Below are 18,050 nucleotides of genomic sequence, written 5' to 3' on the forward strand. Positions count from 1 at the left end.
CCCTTTTTTACTGAACCCCAAGCTCCGATGGACTTTGCAATGACCGACCAGACCACCCGCCTCCCCGTTCGCCGTGCCCTGATCAGCGTCTCCGACAAGACCGGCATCCTCGAGTTCGCCCGCGAGCTCGTCGCCCTGGGCGTCGAAATCCTCTCCACCGGCGGCACCTACAAGCTGCTCAAGGACAACGGCGTGGCAGCCGTGGAAGTCGCCGACTACACCGGCTTCCCGGAAATGATGGACGGTCGCGTCAAGACCCTGCACCCGAAGATCCACGGCGGCATCCTCGGCCGTCGCGCCCTCGACGGCGCGGTGATGGAAGAGCACGGCATCCAGCCGATCGACCTGGTCGCGGTCAACCTCTACCCCTTCGCCGCCACCGTGGCCAAGCCGGGCTGTGACCTGGCCGATGCCATCGAAAACATCGACATCGGCGGTCCGACCATGGTCCGCAGCGCGGCCAAGAACCACAAGGACGTCGCCATCGTGGTCAACGCCGGCGACTACGCCGGCATAGTCGAGTCGCTGAAAGCCGGCGGCCTGACCTATGCCCAGCGCTTCGACCTGGCGCTGAAGGCCTTCGAGCACACTGCCGCCTACGACGGCATGATTGCCAACTACCTGGGCACCATCGATCAGAGCCGCGACACCCTCTCCACCGAAGGCCGCGGCGCTTTCCCGCGCACCTTCAACAGCCAGTTCATCAAGGCCCAGGAGATGCGCTACGGCGAGAACCCGCACCAGAGCGCGGCCTTCTATGTCGAGGCCACCCCGGGCGAAGCCAGCGTGTCCACCGCCAAGCAGCTGCAGGGCAAGGAACTGTCGTTCAACAACGTGGCCGACACCGACGCCGCGCTGGAGTGCGTGAAGAGCTTCGTCAAGCCGGCCTGCGTCATCGTCAAGCACGCCAACCCCTGCGGCGTTTCCGTGGTACCGGAAGACGAAGGCGGCATCCGCAAGGCCTATGACCTGGCCTACGCCACCGACAGCGAATCCGCCTTCGGCGGCATCATCGCCTTCAACCGCGAGCTGGATGGCGAGACCGCCAAGGCCATCGTCGAGCGCCAGTTCGTCGAAGTGATCATCGCCCCGAAAGTCTCCGCCGAGGCCCGCGCCGTGGTGGCCGCCAAGGCCAACGTGCGCCTGCTGGAGTGCGGCGAGTGGTCGGCCGAACGTGCCGCCGGCTGGGACTTCAAGCGCGTCAACGGCGGCCTGCTGGTACAGAGCCGTGACATCGGCATGATCGCCGCCAGCGACCTGAAAGTCGTGACCAAGCGCGCGCCGAGCGAGCAGGAAGTACACGACCTGATCTTCGCCTGGAAAGTGGCCAAGTTCGTCAAATCCAACGCCATCGTCTATGCCAAGAACCGCCAGACCGTCGGCGTCGGCGCCGGCCAGATGAGCCGCGTCAACTCCGCGCGCATCGCCGCCATCAAGGCCGAGCATGCCGGCCTGGAAGTGAAGGGCGCAGTGATGGCCTCGGACGCCTTCTTCCCCTTCCGCGACGGCATCGACAACGCCGCCAAGGCCGGCATCACCGCGGTGATCCAGCCGGGTGGCTCGATGCGCGACCAGGAAGTGATCGATGCCGCCGACGAAGCCGGCATTGCCATGGTGTTCACCGGCATGCGCCACTTCCGCCATTGATTGGCATGGCCGCGCTGTAGCAGGCGTCTGCGTTGTTGCGGACGACTTCGCTAATGCTCATTGCCAGTCGGCAACTGCGCTTATCGAAGCCCTCCGCGCCTAGCATCCACCAGCTCCATCGCGGCCCGAAAGATTTGCGTCGTAGCCCGGATGAAATCCGGGAACACCCCACTCAAAAGCCCCGGATTACATCCGGGCTACGGTCAGGAGATACCCCATGAACGTACTGATCATCGGCAGCGGCGGCCGCGAGCACGCCCTGGCCTGGAAAGTGGCGCAGGACAAGCGCGTCGAGAAAGTCTTCGTCGCCCCGGGCAACGCTGGCACCGCCACTGAGGCCAAGTGCGAGAACGTCGCCATCGACGTGCTGGCCATCGAGCAGCTGGCCGACTTCGCCGAGAAGAACGTGCAGCTGACCATAGTCGGGCCGGAAGCGCCGCTGGTGAAGGGCGTGGTCGACCTGTTCCGTTCGCGCGGCCTGGACATCTTCGGCCCCACCGCCGCCGCCGCCCAGCTGGAAGGCTCCAAGGCCTTCACCAAGGACTTCCTGGCCCGCCACAAGATCCCGACTGCCGACTACCAGAACTTCACCGAAGTCGAGCCGGCCCTGGCCTACCTGCGCGAGAAAGGCGCACCGATCGTGGTCAAGGCCGACGGCCTGGCTGCCGGTAAAGGCGTGATCGTCGCCATGACCCTCGAAGAGGCCGAGGAAGCCGTGCGCGACATGCTGTCGGGCAACGCCTTCGGCGATGCCGGTGCGCGCGTGGTGATCGAGGAGTTCCTCGACGGCGAGGAAGCCAGCTTCATCGTCATGGTCGACGGCGAGAACGTGCTGCCGATGGCCACCAGCCAGGACCACAAGCGCGTCGGCGACGGCGACAGCGGCCCGAACACCGGCGGCATGGGCGCCTACTCGCCGGCTCCGGTGGTCACTCCGGACGTGCACCAGCGCGTGATGGACGAAGTGATCTACCCGACCGTGCGCGGCATGGCCAGCGAAGGCAACGTCTACACCGGCTTCCTCTATGCCGGCCTGATGATCGACAAGACCGGCAAGCCCAAGGTCATCGAGTTCAACTGCCGCTTCGGCGACCCGGAGACCCAGCCGGTCATGCTGCGCCTGGAATCCTCCCTGGTGCTGCTGGTCGAGGCCGCGCTGGCCAAGGCGCTGGACAAGGTCGAGGCGACCTGGGACCCGCGTCCGACCGTGGGCGTGGTGATCGCCGCCGGTGGCTATCCGGGCGACTACGCCAAGGGTGACGTGATCGAGGGCCTGGACGCCGCCGCCAAGATCGACGGCAAGGTGTTCCATGCCGGTACCGCGCTGAAGGACGGCCAGGTCGTCACCGCCGGCGGCCGCGTGCTGTGCGCCACCGCCATCGGCCCGAGCGTGTCGTCCGCCCAGCAGCAGGCCTACCGCCTGGCCGAGCAGATCCGCTGGAACGGCAGCTTCTACCGCACCGACATCGGCTACCGCGCCATCGCCCGCGAACAGGGCGAGAAGTGACAGTCGGCGGCCGGTCCGCACTATTGCGACCGGCCGCAAGGTAAAGATGCGGTAAAACCCTCATTAAGGCAGCCTAGATGGCTGCCTTTTGTCCATAAGCCCTAGCTATAATCCGGAGATCACTCACCGAAGGGACTCTGCCGTGCGCCGGCTCTGGATCGCCACAGGACTTCTCGTCAGCCTGCTCCTGGGGCTGTCGGCCTCGGCTGCGCCCAATACCACCGGAGACAGCTGGTCGATCCTGCTGGACAAGTCGGCCGAGCTGACGTTCACCGAGGTCCAGGCCCAGCGCTCGCGCTTCCAGCCGCTGGACCGCCTGGCCTTCACCCTCCCCGCCTCGCCCCAGGCCATCTGGCTGAAAGTCGATACCCGCGCCCTGTCCAGCCCGCACTGGCTGTGGCTGTTCGCCCCGCGCGTGCAGCATCTGGACTTCTACCTGGTCAAGGACGGTGAGCTGGAACAGCAGCTGCGCACCGGCGAGGCCCTGACCCTGAGCTCGCGGCCACTGCCCTCGCGGGCCTACCTGTTCAGCCTGCCCAACGACGACCAGCCGCGCACCGCCTACCTGCGCATGACCTCCAACCATGCACTGATGATGTGGTTCAAGGTCATCGACGAACCCGAGCTGGTGGCCCAGGAAAAACCCGCCTATCTGTTCGGCGCGCTGCTCGGCGGCCTGCTGCTGCTGGCCCTGTTCAACCTGCTGCGCATGGCCTATTCGCCCACCGCCAGCAACCTGTGGCTGGCCGGCATGCACGTCGCCCTGGCCGTCTGCGCCACCGCCAACATCGGCCTGCTGGCGGTGCTGCTGCCGGAGCAGAGCTACAACCAGTCGCTGATCGCCGACCTGGCGGCCCTGGCCGCCGCCCTGTGCATCCTCGGCTACACCCGTTTCTTCTTCAGCGGCAGCCCGGCCGAACGCAGCCCGCTGCGCCATGTCCTGCACGGTGAATTCGCCCTGATCGCCGCCGCCGCGGCCATGATCGGTTTCACCGGTCTGTTCTGGCACAGCTGGCTGGTCTACGGCCTGGTGGTGCTGGTGGCCCTGACCGTACCGGCCATCGCACTGGTGCACTGGCGTGGCGGCTACCGTCCGGCACGCCTGGTGTTCGCCGGCGTGGCGATCTTCGACCTGGGCTTCGCCGTGCTCGGCCCGGTGCTGTTCGGCTTCGACCAGCTCAACCCCGGCTGGCTGGTGCTCAGCCTGTTCAGCGTGGCCATGGTCGCCGGCCTGGTGCTGAGCATCGCGCTGTCCGAGCGGCAGCGGCAGATCCAGCGCGAGACCCTGTTCCAGAGCACCCGCGAGGCCGCCAGCAGCGCCGAGCTGAAGGCCAAGGCCGAGTTCCTGGCGAAGATCAGCCACGAGATCCGCACCCCCATGAACGGCGTGCTGGGCATGACCGAGCTGCTGCTCGGCACCCCGCTGTCGGCCAAGCAGCGCGACTATGTGCAGACCATCCACAGCTCCGGCAACGAGCTGCTCACCCTGATCAACGAGATCCTCGACATCTCCAAGCTGGAATCCGGGCAGATCGAGCTGGACGACGTGCAGTTCGACCTCAATGCCCTGATCGACGACTGCCTGGACATCTTCCGCGCCAAGGCCGAGCAGCAGAAGGTCGAGCTGATCAGCTTCACCCAGCCGCAGGTACCCAGGGTGGTCAGCGGCGACCCCACGCGCCTGCGCCAGACCCTGCTGAGCCTGCTGGACAACGCCTTCCGCCAGACCGACGAGGGCGAAGTCCTGCTGGTGGTGGCCCTGGATACCGAAGGCAAGACTCCGCGCCTGCGCATCGCCGTGCAGGACAGCGGCCGTCCGCTGGAGGCCGAGGAGCGCGATGCCCTGCTCAACAGCCAGCTGCACAGCAGCGACTTCCTCTCCAGCAGCAAGCTCGGCGGCCGCCTCGGCCTGATCATCGCCCGCCAGCTGGTGCGCCTGATGGACGGCGAGTTCGGCGTGCAGAGCGGCGGCAGCGCCGGCAGTACCCTGTGGCTGACCCTGCCGCTCGACCCGCAGCGCCTGGAGCAGCCCACCGCCGACCTCGACGGCCCGCTGCAGGGCGCGCGCCTGCTGGTGGTGGACGACAACGAGACCTGTCGCAAGGTGCTGGTGCAGCAGTGCACGGCCTGGGGCCTGCAGGTCAGCGCGGTGGCTTCCGGCAAGGAGGCCCTGGCCCTGCTGCGCACCAAGGCGCACCTGCGCGAGTTCTTCGACGCCGTGCTGCTGGACCAGGAAATGCCCGGCATGACCGGCATGCAGCTGGCCGCCAAGATCAAGGAAGACCCCAACCTCAACCACGACATCCTGCTGATCATGCTCACCGGCATCAGCAACGCGCCGAGCAAGATCATCGCGCGCAACGCCGGGATCAAGCGCATCCTGGCCAAGCCGGTGGCCGGCTACACGCTGAAGACCACCCTGGCCGACGAACTGGCCCAACGCCAGGCCGGTATCCCCCGGCTGCAACCGGCCGAGAGTGGCCCGCTGCAGGTGCCGGAGGACTTCCGCATCCTGGTGGCCGAGGACAACAGCATCTCCACCAAGGTCATCCGCGGCATGCTGAGCAAGCTCAACCTGCAGCCGGACACCGCCAGCAACGGCGAGGAGGCCCTGCGCGCCATGCAGGAACGCCAGTACGACCTGGTGCTGATGGACTGCGAGATGCCGGTGCTCGATGGCTTCTCCGCCACCGAGCGCCTGCGCGAGTGGGAGCAGCGCGAGCGGCGCGGCCGCACGCCGGTGGTGGCACTGACCGCGCACATCCTCGCCGAACACAAAGAGCGCGCACGCCAGGTCGGCATGGACGGGCACATGTCCAAGCCGGTGGAAATGTCGCAGCTGCGCGAGCTGATCGCCCACTGGGTCGGCGAGCGCGAACGCCGCCAGCGTGACGCCCTGCCCTCCTGAACCCGGGTAGCGGCCTCCAGCCGTCGCCCTCTATGCTGTGCTGCACTTCCACTGGCGAGCCGTTCCCATGCTGTCCTTGCTGTTCACCATTTACCTGAAGATGCTGGTTCTCTACAGCCCGTTCTTCGTGCTGTCCTGCTTCATCGGCCTGACGCCGGGCTACAGCACCAGGGAGCGCAAGCGGCTGGCCTGGAAGGTGGCGCTGGGCACCCTGATCTCCAGCGTGCTGCTGTACCTGTTCGGCCAGACCATCTTCGAGATCTTCGGCATCACCGCCGATGCCTTCCGCATCGGCGCCGGCTCGGTGCTGTTCATCTCGGCGCTGGGCATGGCCCAGGGCAAGTCGGCAGTGCAGGCCGACAACGTCAACCAGGACGTCACAATCGTACCGCTGACCATCCCGCTCACCGTGGGCCCCGGCACCATCGGTGCGCTGCTGGTGATGGGCATCAGCCAGCCGGAGTGGGACGACAAGCTGATCGCCATCGCCGCCATCGCCATTGCCAGCGTCACGGTAGGCCTGGTGCTCTATCTGTCCGACAAGGTCGAGCGCCTGCTCGGCCAGCAGGGCCTGCAGATCCTCAGCCGGCTGATGGGCCTGTTCGTCTGCGCCCTGGCCGCGCAGATCATCTTCACCGGGGTCAAGGGCTACCTGGCCCCCTGATCACCCGCACGCACCAGCGCCGGGCGCGCGGCCCCCAAAGAGGGCAACCGCGACGCCCATGCGCGCTATCAACCACGATAAAAATCATATAAATCAGTCAGTTAACAGACTGGCATAGCTTCTGCTTTGCGGATACCAACTTGGATACAAGAAGGAATCCGCAGCAATGTCGCACAGCACCCGCGGCTGGACCCTGACCGACTGGCAACAGGCCTATCGCAACCAGCACCTGCAACCGGTCGTGCTGGCCGAGCTGCTGGCCGAACTGAGCGACAGCGATCCCGCCTGGATCAGCCTCGCCTCTGCGCAGCAGCTGCAGGCCCAGCTCGAGCAGCTGGCCGAGCGTCTGGCCGCCGCCGGCGACCTGGCCAAGCTGCCGCTGTACGGCGTGCCCTTCGCCATCAAGGACAATATCGACGTCGCCGGCTGGCCAACCACCGCCGCCTGCCCCGAGTTCGCCTACACCGCCGCGGCCGACGCCTGCGTAGTCGCCAGCTTGCGCGCCGCCGGCGCCATCGTCATCGGCAAGACCAACCTCGACCAGTTCGCCACCGGCCTGGTCGGCACCCGCTCGCCCTATGGCGCGGTGCCCAACAGCTTCGATCCGGATTACGTCAGCGGCGGCTCCAGCTCCGGCTCGGCCAGCGTGGTGGCGCGCGGCCTGGTGCCCTTCGCCCTGGGCACCGATACCGCCGGCTCCGGCCGCGTGCCGGCCGGCTTCAACAATATCGTCGGGCTCAAGCCGACCAAGGGCTGGCTGTCGACCCGCGGCCTGGTGCCGGCCTGCCGTACCCTGGACTGCATCTCGGTGTTTGCCCTGACCGTGGCCGATGCCCAGGCCGTGGCCACTATCGCCGGCGACTTCGATGCCGCCGATCCCTACAGTAGGGAAAACCCCAACAGCGCCAAGGTCGGCATGCCGGCCAAGCCGCGTCTGGCCGTGCCGGCCGCCCCCGAGTTCTTCGGCGATGCGCAGAACCAGGCCGTGTTCGAGCAGGCCCTGGGCCAGCTGCGCGAGTTGGGCGCCGAGCTGGTGGAGATCGACTTCGCCCCCTTCCGCGAACTGGCCGCGCAGCTCTACCAGGGCTCCTGGGTCGCCGAACGCACGGTGGCGGTCGAGGGCGTCGACCCCGCGCATATCAACCCGGTGATACGCGGCATCGTGGCGGGCGGCGAGAAATACAGCGCCTGCGACGCCTACAAGGCCGAGTACATCCGCGCCGAGCTGAGCCGCAGGATCAACGAGGCCCTGGCCGACTTCGACGCCCTGGTGGTGCCGACCTCGCCGACCATTCGCACCCTGGCCGAGATGCAGGCCGAACCGGTGCTGTTCAACAGCCAGTTCGGCACCTACACCAACTTCACCAACCTCGCCGACCTCTGCGCCCTGGCCGTGCCCGCGGGCTTGCGCGCCGACGGCCTGCCGGCCGGCATCACCCTGCTCGCCCCGGCCTGGCACGACCAGGCACTGGCCGCCCTCGGCCGGCGCTGGCAGGACTTCCGCGCCCTGCCGCTGGGTGCCACCGGCCGCGCGCTGCCGCCCCAGGGCGCGCCGGTCCAGGCGCCGGGCAGCGTGCGGGTGGCCGTGGTCGGCGCGCACCTCACCGGCATGCCGCTGAACTTCCAGCTCACCAGCCGCGATGCGGTGCTGGTCGAGCAGACCACCAGCTCGGCCCACTACCGCCTCTACGCCCTGCCCGGCACCGTGCCGCCCAAGCCGGGCCTGGCGCGGGTGGCCGAGGACGGCGCCGAGATCATCGTCGAGCTGTGGGACGTGCCGCAGGCACGCTTCGGCGAATTCGTCGCCGAGATTCCACCACCGCTGGGCATCGGCAACCTGCAGCTGGCCGACGGGCGCTGGGTCAAGGGCTTCATCTGCGAGCCCTATGCGCTGGAGGGTGCACGGGACATCACCGGTTTCGGCGGCTGGCGCGCCTTCATCGCCAGCCAGCAGGGCTGAGTCCATGCCCCGACGCGGCGCACCGCCGAGCCTGGCCGATGCCATCTACCGGCAGCTGAAGGAGGACATCTTCGAGTTCCGCCTGCTGCCGGGCGATCGCTTCAGCGAGGGCGAGGTGGCCGAGCGCATGGCCGCCAGCCGCACGCCGGTGCGCCAGGCGCTGTACCGCCTGCAGCGCGAAGGCCAGGTACAGGTGCAGTTTCGCAGCGGCTGGCAGGTCAGCCCGCTGGACTTCGCGCGCTTCGAGGAACTCTACGACCTGCGCATCGTGCTGGAACTGGAGGCGGTGCGCCGCCTGTGCCAGCGCCCCGAAGTCGAGCCGGGTCCCGCCCTGCAGCAGCTCGGTCGCACCTGGCTGGTGCAACCCGAGCAGCGCCTGCACGACGGCAAGGCGGTTTCCCTGCTCGACGAGCAGTTCCACTGCCAGCTGGTCGAGGCCGGCGGCAATCGCGAGATGGCCCGCGTGCACCAGGAGGTCACCGAGCAGATCCGCATTCTAAGGCGCCTGGACTTCACCCAGCGGCCACGGATTACCGCCACCTACGACGAGCATGGACGAATTCTTGGCGCGATCCTCGCGCGCCGTTGCGAAGAGGCACAGCTATTGCTCAGGACCCATATCGAAGAGAGCAAGGCGGAAGTGCGCAAGATCACCCTGCACATGCTGCACAGCGCCCGACAGAAGGCGCCGGCGGCGCGGGGGGGACGCGATGACCTTGGTTCCACTGCCACAACAGATAACAACAACCCAGCAGTTCAACACTCAAGTTCGTGAATGGAGATCGCACTATGCAACGTCGCAGCCTGATCAAGGCCTTCACCCTTTCCGCTTCCATCGCCGCCATGGGCATGACCTGGACCGTGCAGGCCGCCGAGACCATCAAGGTCGGCATCCTGCACTCGCTGTCCGGCACCATGGCCATCTCCGAAACTTCGCTGAAAGACATGGCGCTGATGACCATCGACGAGATCAACGCGAAGGGCGGCGTGAACGGCAAGCAACTCGAACCGGTGGTGGTCGACCCGGCCTCCAACTGGCCACTGTTCGCCGAGAAGGCGCGCCAGCTGCTGACCCAGGACAAGGTCGACGTGGTCTTCGGCTGCTGGACCTCGGTATCGCGCAAGTCCGTGCTGCCGGTGTTCGAGGAACTCAACGGCCTGCTGTTCTACCCGGTGCAGTACGAAGGCGAGGAGATGTCGCCGAACGTCTTCTACACCGGCGCCGCGCCGAACCAGCAGGCCATCCCGGCCGTGGAATACCTGATGAGCGAGGACGGCGGCGAGGCCAAGCGCTTCTTCCTGCTGGGTACCGACTACGTCTACCCGCGCACCACCAACAAGATCCTGCGCGCCTTCCTGCACAGCAAGGGCGTGGCCGACAAGGATATCGAAGAGGTCTACACCCCCTTCGGTCATAGCGACTATCAAACCATCGTCGCCAACATCAAGAAGTTCTCCGCCGGCGGCAAGACTGCGGTGATCTCCACCGTCAACGGCGACTCCAACGTGCCGTTCTACAAGGAACTGGCCAACCAGGGCATCGAAGCTACCGACATCCCGGTGGTGGCCTTCTCGGTCGGCGAGGAAGAACTGCGCGGCATCGATACCAAGCCGCTGGTCGGCCAGCTGGCCGCCTGGAACTACTTCCAGTCCGTGGATAACCCGGTCAACAGCGAGTTCGTCGACAAGTGGAAGGCCTACGCCAAGGCCAAGAACCTGCCGAACTACCAGACTGCGGTGACCAACGACCCGATGGAAGCCACCTACGTCGGCATCAACATGTGGGCCCAGGCCGTCGAGAAAGCCGGCACCACCGACGTCGACAAAGTCCGCGAAGCCCTGGCCGGCCAGACCTTCGCCGCACCGAGCGGCTACACCCTGACTATGGACAAGACCAACCACCACCTGCACAAGCCGGTGATGATCGGCGAAGTCCAGGAAGACGGTCAGTTCTCTATCGTCTGGCAGACCGAAGGCCCGCTGCGCGCCCAGCCGTGGAGCCCCTTCATCCCCGGCAACGACAAGAAGCCGGACTATGCGGTGAAGTCCAACTAAGCCCTAAGTAGTCCGCTAGGCCGTTCCCGGTTGCACCCGGGCTGCGGTCTGCCTCCCCTCTCCCGCTAGCGGGAGAGGGGCCGGGGGAGAGGGTTCGCCAGACCAAGCCCCTCTCCCTAACCCTCTCCCATCAATGGGAGAGGGAATATTCCGGCGTACCCCAAGGATCCTTCGTATGCCCACTGCCCTTTATCGAATCCTGCTGTCACTGGCACTGCTGCTGCCACTGACCGCCCATGCCGGCGACGCCAATGATTTCGTCGCCGCCAACCCGACCAAGCAGGCCAAGCTCCTGGAGCGCTGGGCCGCACAGCCCGATCCCGCCCGCCAGCCGCTGCTCGATGCCCTGCAGGGCGGGCGCCTGGCCGTCGACAGCGCCAAGCAGGCCTTCATCGAACAGGATGGCCAGTTCGTCGCCGCCGAAGGCGAGGCCCTGCCAGCCAGCACGCCGAAGAAGCTGCGCCTGAACAACCGTCTGCGCGGCCTGCTGGCCAACGTGCAGGCCAGCCAGCAACTGCTCGCCGCGGAGCCGGCCACGCGCCTGGCCGCCGCCCAGCAGCTGCAGAAGAGCGCCAAGCCGGCGCAGCTGGAACTGCTCAACGCCCGCGTCGCCGGCGAGCAGGACGAGGCCGTGCGCGCCGCCCTGGCCCTGGCCCTGGCCAACCTGCAGCTGGTCGACCCCGACCCGGCCGTGCGCCTGAGCGCCGTGCGCCTGCTCGGCGAGAGCGGCGACCCGCTGGCCCGCACCCGCCTGGAAGGCCTGCTGGCCGATGGGGTGGAAAGCGACGCCGCGGTACGCACCGCCGCCGAAACCAGCCTGGCCCAGGTCAAGCGTCGCCTGCTGGTCGGCGAGCTGCTCGGCCAGGCCTTTAGCGGCTTGAGCCTCGGCTCGATCCTGCTGCTGGCCGCCCTCGGTCTCGCCATCACCTTCGGCCTGCTGGGCGTGATCAATATGGCCCACGGCGAGATGCTGATGCTCGGCGCCTACACCACCTATATGGTGCAGATCGCTTTCCAGAATTTCGCTCCCGGCTACCTGGCGCTGTATCCGCTGGCCGCCCTGCCGGTGGCCTTCTTCGTCACCGCCGCCATCGGCATGGCGCTGGAGCGCACGGTGATCCGCCACCTCTACGGCCGTCCGCTGGAAACCCTGCTGGCCACCTGGGGCATCAGCCTGATCCTGATCCAGGCCGTGCGGGTGATCTTCGGCGCGCAGAACGTCGAAGTCGCCAACCCCGGCTGGCTGTCCGGCGGCGTGCAGGTGCTGCCGAACCTGGTACTGCCTTACAGCCGCATGGTGATCATCGGCTTCGCGCTGTTCGTGGTGGCGCTGACCTGGCTGCTGCTGAACAAGACCCGCCTCGGCCTCAATGTCCGCGCCGTCACCCAGAACCGCAACATGGCAGCCTGCTGTGGGGTTCCGACCGGCCAGGTCGACATGCTCGCCTTCGGCCTCGGTTCCGGTATCGCCGGCCTCGGTGGCGTGGCCCTGTCGCAGATCGGCAACGTCGGCCCGGACCTGGGCCAGAGCTACATCATCGATTCCTTCCTGGTGGTGGTGCTCGGTGGCGTCGGCCAGCTGGCCGGCAGCGTCATGGCCGCCTTCGGCCTCGGCATCGCCAACAAGCTGCTGGAGCCGCAGATCGGCGCCGTGCTCGGCAAGATCCTGATCCTCGCGCTGATCATTCTGTTTATCCAGAAGCGTCCGCAGGGCCTCTTCGCACTCAAGGGACGGGTGATCGACTGATGACTCAAGCACTCAACCAAACGCTGCTGGCCCGCGCCACGGCGAAACTGGGTCCGCAGGCTTCTCTCTCCATCGGCCTGCTGGTATTGGCTGTGCTGCTGGCCATGCCGCTGCTGCACCTGCTGCCGGCAGACCACGCACTGCACGTCTCGGCCTACGGCCTGACCCTGGTCGGCAAGATCCTCTGCTACGCCATTGTCGCGTTGGCGCTGGACCTGGTCTGGGGCTACGCCGGCCTGCTCTCTCTGGGGCACGGCCTGTTCTTCGCCTTGGGCGGCTATGCCATGGGCATGTACCTGATGCGCCAGAGTGCGGGAGATGGGCTGCCCGCCTTTATGAGCTTCCTCGCCTGGAGCGAGCTGCCCTGGTACTGGTACGGCACCAGCAGCTTCCTCTGGGCGATGTGCCTGGTGGTGCTCGCGCCCGGCCTGCTGGCCCTGGTGTTCGGCTTCTTCGCCTTCCGCTCGCGGATCAAGGGCGTGTATTTCTCGATCATGACCCAGGCGCTGACCTTCGCCGGCATGCTGCTGTTCTTCCGCAACGAAACCGGCTTTGGCGGCAACAACGGCTTCACCAACTTCCGCAGCATTCTCGGCTTCGATATCACCGCGCCGGGCACCCGCGCCTTCCTGTTCTTCTGTACCGTGCTGCTGCTGGCCGGCAGCCTGGCGCTGGGCTTTGCCCTGGCGCGCAGCAAGTTCGGCCGGGTACTGACCGCCGTGCGCGACGCGGAGAACCGCCTGATGTTCTGCGGCTATGATCCGCGCGGCTATAAGCTGTTTATCTGGGTGCTCTCCGCCGTGCTGTGCGGCCTGGCCGGCGCGCTGTACGTGCCGCAGGTGGGCATCATCAACCCCAGCGAGATGTCGCCGACCAACTCCATCGAGGCGGCCATCTGGGTCGCCCTCGGCGGCCGCGGCACGCTGATCGGACCGCTGCTCGGCGCCGGCATGGTCAACGGCATGAAGAGCTGGTTCACCGTGGCCTTCCCCGAGTACTGGCTGTTCGCCCTCGGCGCGCTGTTTATCGTCATCACCCTGTTCCTGCCGAAAGGCGTGATCGGTCTGATCAAGAAGGAGAAGGACCAATGAGAGCCGCTCCAGTACCCGAATTCATGCTCGAACCCGCCTTCGACCCGGCCGGCAGCGGCCGCGACGCGGTCGGTCTCGGCAGCGCTGCGGCCAAGGGCCTGGATGTGCGCCACGGCACCATCCTCACCCTGGAAGGCATCAACGTCAGCTTCGACGGCTTCCGCGCACTGACCGACCTCAACCTGTACATCGGCGTCGGCGAACTGCGTTGCATCATCGGCCCCAACGGCGCCGGCAAGACCACCATGATGGACGTGATCACCGGCAAGACCCGCCCGGACAACGGCCACGCCTACTTCGGCGAAACCCTCGACCTGACGCAGATGAGCGAGGTCGAGATCGCCCAGGCCGGCATCGGCCGCAAGTTCCAGAAACCCACGGTGTTCGAGGCGCTCAGCGTGTTCGAGAATCTGGAACTGGCGCTGAAGACCGACAAGTCGGTATGGGCCAGCCTGCGCGCCAGGCTCTCCGGCGCGCAGAAGGAGCGTATCGAGGAAGTGCTGACCACCATCCGCCTGGAGAGCTCGCGCCATCGTCCCGCCGGGCTGCTGTCCCACGGCCAGAAGCAGTTCCTCGAGATCGGCATGCTGCTGGTCCAGGACCCGCAACTGCTGCTGCTCGATGAGCCGGTGGCGGGCATGACCGATGCCGAAACCGAGTTCACCGCCGAGCTGTTCAAGTCACTGGCACGCAAGCACTCGCTGATGGTGGTCGAGCACGACATGGGCTTCGTCGGCACCATCGCCGACCACGTCACCGTGCTGCACCAGGGCAGCGTGCTGGCCGAGGGCTCACTGGAAGAAGTGCAGGCCAATGAACGGGTGATAGAGGTCTACCTCGGTCGCTGAACAACCACCCTCTCCCTAACCCTCTCCCATAAATGGGAGAGGGAACTTGCGCGGAGCCAAGGTCCGACACTGCGCACTTGCTCCCCTCTCCCGCCGGCGGGAGAGGGGCGGGGGAGAGGGAAGCAGACAAGTAGGACTCAAGAGGCGAATACATGCTAGAAGTCCAACAACTCCACCAGTACTACGGCGGCAGCCATATCCTGCGCGGCCTGTCCTTCGAGGCGAAGATCGGCGAAGTCACCTGCCTGCTCGGGCGCAACGGCGTGGGCAAGACCACCCTGCTGAAATGCCTCATGGGCCTGATCCCGGCCAAGGAAGGCAGCATCGCCTGGGAAGGCCAGACCATCAACGGCCACAAGCCGCACCAGCGCGTGCACGCCGGCATCGCCTACGTGCCGCAGGGCCGCGAGATATTTCCGCGCCTGACCGTGGAAGAGAACCTGCTGATGGGCCTGTCGCGTTTCGGCGCCAGCGAAGCCAAGACCGTCCCCGAGTTCATCTACGAGCTGTTCCCGGTGCTGCGCGAGATGAAGCAGCGCCGTGGCGGCGACCTCTCCGGCGGCCAGCAGCAACAGCTGGCCATCGGCCGCGCGCTGGCCAGCCAGCCGCGCCTGCTGATCCTCGACGAACCCACCGAAGGCATCCAGCCCTCGGTGATCAAGGAGATCGGCGTGGTCATCCGCAAGCTCGCCGAGCGCGGCGATATGGCCATCCTGCTGGTCGAGCAGTTCTACGACTTCGCCGCCGAACTGGCCGACCAGTACCTGGTGATGAGCCGCGGCGAAATCGTCCAGCAGGGCCGTGGCGAGACCATGGAGGCCGATGGCGTGCGCGGCCTGGTGGCGATCTGAACGGCGACGCCCAGCCCGTGTTTTGCCCATAATCGGTCATCGTTCCGACTGGATAGCGAAACCGATGATCGCCTGGCGCCACCTGTTGCTGCCCCTCTGCGCCGTGTTCGGCTGCGCCATGGTCATCTATGGCGGCAGCCTGCCGGACTATTGGGCACGTCGCTCCATGCCCGAGGGCATTGAACCGGCCTATCCGCTGCAGTGGGTATTATTGTTCTGCGTCATCGTGCTGGCCGAGTGCGCCTTGCTGCTGGCCGTGCTGCGGCCCTGGTCGTACTGCCGCTCCTGGGGCCGTGCCTGGTGCGCCACCCTGATGGCAATACCGCTGGCGCTGTTCTGGCTAACCGGCGTGCTGCATTCGCCACCATACTATGGCCTGCACCTGCAGTGGTGGTGGCTGGTGTGCGCCGCCCTGCTGGTACTGAGCCTGTACTCCAGCATCGCCGCCTGGCTGCACCAACGCGCCGAGCGGGCCGCCGGGTAGAGCCGCCTCGCAACGCTTCCCCGCGAGCTATTGCAACGAATCCAGCAGAAAATTCAGCCGCGCCGGCTGCTCACTTTCCAGGCCTGGCAGCTCGGCCTCGTCCTTGAGGCTGACGCCGGACAGCTTGCGCCGGCAGGCCTCGCGCATCAGGTACAGCAGCTTGTGTGCGGCCACACCGTAGCTCATGCCCTCCAGGCGCACGTTGGAGATGCAGTTGCGGAAGGCGTCGGTCAGGCCGACTTTCGGCGCGTAGGTGAAATACAGGCCGAGGCTGTCCGGCGAACTCAGCCCCGGACGCTCGCCGATCAGGATCACCACCATCTTCGCGCCGAGCAGCTCGGCCACCTCGTCGGCGACCGCCACCCGCCCCTGGCGCACCACGCAAAGCGGAGCCAGCGACCAGTCATCGCCGCTCACCTGCTCGCGCAGGCGGGCAAGGAAAGGCGCGGCATGTCGCTCGATGGCCAAAGCCGACAGGCCATCGGCGATGACAATGGCCAGGTCGTAGCCCTGCGGGTGCTCGGAGCGGTGGTCGCGCAGGCGCTGCGCCGAAGCGGCGTCCAGGCGTCGTCCCAGGTCGGGGCGCTGCAGGTAGGTATGCCGGTCGCTGGCCGCGCTGTGCAGCTGCAGCACCGGCAGCCCCTGGCTGACCAGGTCCTCGGCCAGCGCCTCGGCATGCAACGGCAGGTGCACGGCATCGCGCGCCTGGGCGTGGGCGAACTGGAAATCCAGCTGCGCCGCCGTGGGCAGGCTGGTGCCGGCACGGCCCAAAGCAATGCGCGCCGGAGTCAGGCGGCGTAGCGCGATCCACGGATTGGCCGCGAGTTCGTCATGATCGTTCATCGCCATCTCCACTAGGCCAGCTGCGCCAGGGCGCTGCGGAAGGCAGGTGGCACCGCGTCACCGAGGCGCAGGCGGCCGCCCTGCTGATGCAGGATGTTCATGCGCTCCAGCCACGCCTCGAACTCCGGCGCGGGCTTGAGGCCGAGCACCTGGCGCGCGTAGAGCGCGTCGTGGAAGGAAGTGGTCTGGTAGTTGAGCATCACGTCGTCGGAACCGGGGATGCCCATGATGAAGTTGATGCCGGCCGTGCCGAGCAGGGTCAGCAGGGTGTCCATGTCGTCCTGGTCGGCCTCGGCGTGGTTGGTGTAGCAGATGTCGCAGCCCATCGGCACGCCGAGCAGCTTGCCGCAGAAGTGGTCTTCCAGGCCGGCGCGGATGATCTGCTTGCCGTTGTACAGGTATTCCGGGCCGATGAAGCCGACCACGGTATTCACCAGGAATGGCTTGTAGTGGCGCGCCACCGCGTAGGCGCGCACCTCGCAGGTCTGCTGGTCGACACCATGGTGGGCGTTGGCCGACAGTGCACTGCCCTGGCCGGTCTCGAAGTACATCAGGTTGTCGCCCAGCGTGCCGCGCTGCTGCGACAGCCCAGCCTCGTAGCCCTCCTGCAGCACCTGCAGGGTGATGCCGAAGCCGGCGTTGGCCGCCTCGGTGCCGGCGATGGACTGGAACACCAGGTCCACCGGCGCGCCACGCTCGATGGCGGCGATGGAGCTGGTGACGTGGGTCAGCACGCAGGCCTGGGTGGGGATCTCGTAGCGCTGGATGATCGCATCGAGCATCTTCAGCAGGTCGCTCAGCGCACCCAGGCTGTCGGTGGCCGGGTTGATGCCCAGCATGGCGTCGCCGTTGCCGTATAGCAGGCCGTCGAGAATGCTGGCGGCGATACCGGACGGATCGTCGGTCGGGTGATTGGGCTGCAGGCGCGTCGACATGCGGCCGCGCAGGCCCATGGTGTTGCGAAAACGGGTGACCACGCGAATCTTCTGCGCCACCAGGATCAGGTCCTGCACGCGCATGATCTTCGACACCGCCGCCGCCATCTCCGGCGTCAGCCCCGGCGCCAGGGCGCGCAGGCTAGCCTCGTCGGCGCGCTCGCCGAGCAGCCAGTCGCGCAGGCCGCCGACGGTGAGGTGGGCGACCGGGGCGAAGGCCGCCGCGTCGTGAGTGTCGATGATCAGCCGGGTGATCTCGTCGTCTTCGTAGGGAATCAGTGCCTCGTTGAGGAAATGCTTGAGCGGGATATTGGCCAACGCCATCTGTGCGGCGACGCGCTCGGCATCGCTGCTGGCGGCCACGCCAGCCAGGTAGTCGCCGGAACGCGCCGGGCTGGCCTTGGCCATCACCTCGCGCAGGCTGTCGAAGCGCCAGGTCTGGTGGCCGACGGTGTGGCTGAAACTGGCCATGGCTCTCTCCTGAAACAAAAGCCCGCCGTTGCCGGCGGG

General features: G+C 66.9%; 14 protein-coding genes. 12 read left to right on the plus strand and 2 right to left on the minus strand.

Annotation, left to right across the window (positions count from 1 at the left end):
* The first annotated feature begins 39 nt into the window (after positions 1–39).
* The 12 genes from purH to AAG092_RS05905 all read left to right on the plus strand — a co-directional run bounded on the left by purH (position 40) and on the right by AAG092_RS05905 (position 15,762).
* Positions 40–1,647 carry a bifunctional phosphoribosylaminoimidazolecarboxamide formyltransferase/IMP cyclohydrolase gene (gene purH, locus AAG092_RS05850; protein WP_373388927.1) on the plus strand — a complete coding sequence of 536 codons (1,608 nt, stop codon included), beginning with the start codon at positions 40–42 and terminating at the stop codon, positions 1,645–1,647.
* Positions 1,648–1,864: 217 nt separating this feature from the next.
* A complete protein-coding gene (purD, locus tag AAG092_RS05855) occupies positions 1,865–3,154 on the plus strand; it encodes a phosphoribosylamine--glycine ligase (RefSeq protein ID WP_373388928.1) in 1,290 nt (429 codons plus the stop codon).
* A gap of 142 nt (positions 3,155–3,296) precedes the next feature.
* Positions 3,297–6,062 (plus strand): response regulator, encoded by a 2,766-nt coding sequence (locus AAG092_RS05860; protein ID WP_373388929.1) that lies wholly within the window; start codon positions 3,297–3,299, stop codon positions 6,060–6,062.
* A 70-nt stretch (positions 6,063–6,132) separates the two neighbouring features.
* Positions 6,133–6,726, plus strand: coding sequence for a MarC family protein (locus AAG092_RS05865; RefSeq protein WP_174237177.1), 594 nt, complete (start codon positions 6,133–6,135; stop codon positions 6,724–6,726).
* Between the two features lie 166 nt (positions 6,727–6,892).
* Positions 6,893–8,686, plus strand: a complete 1,794-nt coding sequence (atzF, locus tag AAG092_RS05870) for an allophanate hydrolase (protein WP_373388930.1) — start codon at positions 6,893–6,895, stop codon at positions 8,684–8,686.
* Between the two features lie 4 nt (positions 8,687–8,690).
* The gene (locus AAG092_RS05875; protein WP_373388931.1) at positions 8,691–9,461 is read left to right on the plus strand and encodes a GntR family transcriptional regulator; all 771 of its coding nucleotides are present in this window, start codon (positions 8,691–8,693) and stop codon (positions 9,459–9,461) included.
* Positions 9,462–9,475: 14 nt separating this feature from the next.
* Positions 9,476–10,741: an urea ABC transporter substrate-binding protein gene (urtA, locus tag AAG092_RS05880; protein ID WP_373388932.1), complete on the plus strand. Its 1,266-nt coding sequence runs from the start codon at positions 9,476–9,478 to the stop codon at positions 10,739–10,741.
* Positions 10,742–10,916: 175 nt separating this feature from the next.
* Positions 10,917–12,488: an urea ABC transporter permease subunit UrtB gene (gene urtB, locus AAG092_RS05885; RefSeq protein WP_373388933.1), complete on the plus strand. Its 1,572-nt coding sequence runs from the start codon at positions 10,917–10,919 to the stop codon at positions 12,486–12,488.
* Entirely contained in the window at positions 12,488–13,579 is a 1,092-nt protein-coding gene (gene urtC / locus AAG092_RS05890; RefSeq protein ID WP_373388934.1) for an urea ABC transporter permease subunit UrtC, read from the plus strand. Before urtB ends, urtC begins: the two co-directional genes overlap by 1 nt.
* Complete coding sequence (urtD, locus tag AAG092_RS05895) at positions 13,576–14,427, plus strand: urea ABC transporter ATP-binding protein UrtD (protein WP_373388935.1); 852 nt, start codon at positions 13,576–13,578, stop codon at positions 14,425–14,427. The genes urtC and urtD overlap by 4 nt, the downstream gene beginning before the upstream one ends.
* Positions 14,428–14,579: 152 nt before the next feature.
* Positions 14,580–15,278, plus strand: coding sequence for an urea ABC transporter ATP-binding subunit UrtE (gene urtE / locus AAG092_RS05900; RefSeq protein WP_373388936.1), 699 nt, complete (start codon positions 14,580–14,582; stop codon positions 15,276–15,278).
* 64 nt (positions 15,279–15,342) lie between these two features.
* Positions 15,343–15,762: a hypothetical protein gene (locus tag AAG092_RS05905; protein WP_373388937.1), complete on the plus strand. Its 420-nt coding sequence runs from the start codon at positions 15,343–15,345 to the stop codon at positions 15,760–15,762.
* 27 nt (positions 15,763–15,789) lie between these two features.
* Here the strand turns inward: AAG092_RS05905 and eutC are convergent, their stop codons facing one another.
* Together eutC and AAG092_RS05915 are read right to left on the minus strand one after the other, a co-directional pair.
* Positions 15,790–16,605 carry an ethanolamine ammonia-lyase subunit EutC gene (gene eutC, locus AAG092_RS05910; RefSeq protein WP_373388938.1) on the minus strand — a complete coding sequence of 272 codons (816 nt, stop codon included), beginning with the start codon at positions 16,603–16,605 and terminating at the stop codon, positions 15,790–15,792.
* Between the two features lie 11 nt (positions 16,606–16,616).
* Positions 16,617–18,011: an ethanolamine ammonia-lyase subunit EutB gene (locus AAG092_RS05915; RefSeq protein WP_373388939.1), complete on the minus strand. Its 1,395-nt coding sequence runs from the start codon at positions 18,009–18,011 to the stop codon at positions 16,617–16,619.
* Positions 18,012–18,050: the final 39 nt, after the last annotated feature.

The sequence above is a fragment of the Pseudomonas alcaligenes genome (assembly GCF_041729615.1).
Classification (GTDB): Bacteria; Pseudomonadota; Gammaproteobacteria; order Pseudomonadales; family Pseudomonadaceae; genus Aquipseudomonas; species Aquipseudomonas alcaligenes_B.

What these genes read in the sequence shown, in the direction of transcription:
- AAG092_RS05915 (WP_373388939.1), bottom strand. Translation starts at nt 18,011, where the DNA reads ATGGCCAGTTTCAGCCACACCGTCGGCCACCAGACCTGGCGCTTCGAC.
- urtB (WP_373388933.1), top strand. Translation starts at nt 10,917, where the DNA reads ATGCCCACTGCCCTTTATCGAATCCTGCTGTCACTGGCACTGCTGCTG.
- purH (WP_373388927.1), top strand. Translation starts at nt 40, where the DNA reads ATGACCGACCAGACCACCCGCCTCCCCGTTCGCCGTGCCCTGATCAGC.
- urtA (WP_373388932.1), top strand. Translation starts at nt 9,476, where the DNA reads ATGCAACGTCGCAGCCTGATCAAGGCCTTCACCCTTTCCGCTTCCATC.
- urtC (WP_373388934.1), top strand. Translation starts at nt 12,488, where the DNA reads ATGACTCAAGCACTCAACCAAACGCTGCTGGCCCGCGCCACGGCGAAA.
- atzF (WP_373388930.1), top strand. Translation starts at nt 6,893, where the DNA reads ATGTCGCACAGCACCCGCGGCTGGACCCTGACCGACTGGCAACAGGCC.
- eutC (WP_373388938.1), bottom strand. Translation starts at nt 16,605, where the DNA reads ATGAACGATCATGACGAACTCGCGGCCAATCCGTGGATCGCGCTACGC.
- AAG092_RS05905 (WP_373388937.1), top strand. Translation starts at nt 15,343, where the DNA reads ATGATCGCCTGGCGCCACCTGTTGCTGCCCCTCTGCGCCGTGTTCGGC.
- AAG092_RS05875 (WP_373388931.1), top strand. Translation starts at nt 8,691, where the DNA reads ATGCCCCGACGCGGCGCACCGCCGAGCCTGGCCGATGCCATCTACCGG.
- urtD (WP_373388935.1), top strand. Translation starts at nt 13,576, where the DNA reads ATGAGAGCCGCTCCAGTACCCGAATTCATGCTCGAACCCGCCTTCGAC.
- purD (WP_373388928.1), top strand. Translation starts at nt 1,865, where the DNA reads ATGAACGTACTGATCATCGGCAGCGGCGGCCGCGAGCACGCCCTGGCC.
- urtE (WP_373388936.1), top strand. Translation starts at nt 14,580, where the DNA reads ATGCTAGAAGTCCAACAACTCCACCAGTACTACGGCGGCAGCCATATC.